Genomic DNA, 2,512 nt, shown 5'->3' on the forward strand with positions numbered 1-2,512 from the left:
TCCAATCAGGAATACCATAAGCTGCCTCTGCAATGCTGCCAGTGATTGCAGCGAGTGTGATAATATCCCCTGCCATTTCTGACAACTTTTCATCCTTGATATAATGGTCGATATCAATGGCGGCTATGTCTCCTGCAAGTGCAATGCCGATACCATCCAATGAACCTATTTGCTCCAGTACCTTTGAAAGGGTAGAGAACTCACTTAAATTTCTTGTATCAGCATTATGTCCTTTAATGCGCTTTGGCACCTTGATTCGGTTAACTTTGACAATCTCATACTTCCATCCACAGAAATACTGATATTCCTTTAACTCCTGTTGTAAAGATTCATACATATACTTTCCCTCCTTTCCTCAAATATTTGAGAATTATCCCTTTCCATAATATGGACATTTGAAGGGTTGTTCTGCAAAACTTTTTTCAATTTTTTCTATACCGCCTTGATAGACTTATTCGCAGAACTGTAATCAATGTCCTCATACCTTGCGATATCACGGATTGAAAAACCATCCATGAACATGACGAATCTCCGATACAGCACAGGTGTGAGATTCTCACGAAGTCACTCATCAATAAGCCTTTCCATCTCACGCCTTGCCTAGTCTTCAGCCACGTCCTCTTTGGTTGCCAGATCCATACCTTCATAAATGCCTCCCCCTATGTGATAACCAAAATGCCTTGCTTCCTTCTTCTCAAGGTTCTTTGTCTGTCTAGTATCATCATCGAGAATATATACCAGTTCTTCTATAGCCTCTGTATCATCTTCCTCAATCTGCAAGACCACAGGACCATCCAGGTACGGATTGTTGTAACGAATTTCTGTCATATACCTTCCTTTTCGCTTGATACGAAAAGAGCCGGTATACAATAGCCATTGGAAGAATAGAAAGACAACGTTTTTTAGAACAAAGATAAAAAAGTAAGAGCAACCATTTCTGATTGCTCTTACTCGTTTCCACTATGCGTTAACATTGTCTTTTGAATTTAATATATTAATTTATATTTCTATTCAATTTACAACAATGCTCAATCCATAGATTTTGAAAAAGGAATTAATCGCTGAACAAACTTCCAAAATTATATCTCCACTGTAATGCAAAGCTCATTCCTATTTTCCCATCTAATGGACTACGTAAAAATCTATTCCACTCATTATCATTTGGATACCTACCATTATCTTTCTGCGTGAGAATTACCCAATTTTCTGCCGCATTAATAATTGCTTGTATATCCGGCGTCATTTCTTTTATCCCTAAAATTCTTTCCAATGATTCTTGAGGAATAGGTGTCTTTCCATCTTTCAATGCTTTTTTGTTTTTCTTATCAAAATCTTTTTCAATCAGATGTATTGTGGTAACTAGATTTTTACCATCAATCAATACGCTTTCCATTAATTTTACTATCGCATTTGCTTCCCAATCACTTTGATTTACATATGATAAAAATCTCATTGTCTTTTTCAAAATCAATTCATCGCTATATAAATTTCTAATACTTTTCGCCATAGTACAGAGTTTTGAATCAGCAATTTCAGTTTTATTCAAATATTTAATTTCAAGAATCTGCAATCTAAATGGTGTTCTTTTCTTTGCTTCTTGATAGTTTGTTAATAGAATAATTGCATCATATTCATTTCCCAACAATCTTTCATATGCAGAAAAATAAGGCTCACTTGTGTAATAATTCGTAGATGGAGACTTGACGCCTAATTCCAATTCTGGAATATCAACCCCCTTTGCAGGATTAACATTAAGTGCTACTTCTGAATTAAATACATACTTCTCAAGCACACAAACAAGTAGTTTTTCAATAACACTTCCAACCGTCTTTCCATCAAGATTTGGCAAACGACCTTCATTCTGCAATGTATTAAACCATGATGGCAGATTTCCAGTGCTGTCTATACGTTTCAAAATAGAACTAATATCGCCAAGGTGATTCCCATCTAATACCTGGTTTATTTTTTCTTGAATTAAATCAATATTTGATTTAATCATTTCTTTTTTATGTTCTAATGTCATTTTGTTTCCTCCATAAAATCAAATAACGAAAGGTTAGTAGACTCAATTGTAATTGTCTTTCCTGATAGTAATTTTTTCATTGCATAATCTATAATTTGTGGTGGAACAGCATTTCCATATAACTTGTACTGATTGTAAACTTTTGTCGCATCGCAATGATGATCAGGAAATCCCTGAATTCTCGCATACTCAACATTTGTCAATCTTCTAAATCTATCTCCAATCTTATAACGTTCATAATGTCGACTAGTCGATGCTGTTAAGGTTGGCGCCGTGCCTTCTGTGCCAAATATAGAATATCCCATTCGAGCACCACCTGACTGATTATATAAAATTTGAACCCCATTATAATACCTATTTACATACTGGCTATTCTTAATTCGTTCAAGAGTATCTTCTGTAAAATCAAATGAGTCATCTACTTCTTTTTCAATTATTTCGCACAATCTCTTTTCTGGAAGATATTGCCTTTCTGGAATATCATATGAC

The 2,512-nt window shown here is 34.9% G+C and carries 4 protein-coding genes; all 4 read right to left on the minus strand.

All coding sequences use genetic code 11. From position 1 onward, the window contains the following. Nucleotides 1-337, minus strand: a 337-nt coding sequence (locus tag RWM19_RS08980; protein ID WP_399553453.1) for a hypothetical protein, incomplete at its 3' end; no start/stop codon positions are given. Nucleotides 338-600: 263 nt separating this feature from the next. Continuing rightward, nucleotides 601-828: a hypothetical protein gene (locus RWM19_RS08985; protein ID WP_268717872.1), complete on the minus strand. Its 228-nt coding sequence runs from the start codon at nt 826-828 to the stop codon at nt 601-603. A gap of 226 nt (nt 829-1,054) precedes the next feature. Then, nucleotides 1,055-2,023 (minus strand): hypothetical protein, encoded by a 969-nt coding sequence (locus RWM19_RS08990; protein WP_268717871.1) that lies wholly within the window; start codon nt 2,021-2,023, stop codon nt 1,055-1,057. Beyond that, the coding region (locus tag RWM19_RS08995; RefSeq protein WP_313986188.1) for a DNA cytosine methyltransferase at nt 2,020-2,512 on the minus strand (493 nt) is incomplete at its 5' end. The genes RWM19_RS08990 and RWM19_RS08995, both read right to left, overlap by 4 nt.

The organism is uncultured Solobacterium sp. (assembly GCF_963517755.1).
Taxonomy (GTDB): domain Bacteria; phylum Bacillota_I; class Bacilli_A; order Erysipelotrichales; family Erysipelotrichaceae; genus Bulleidia.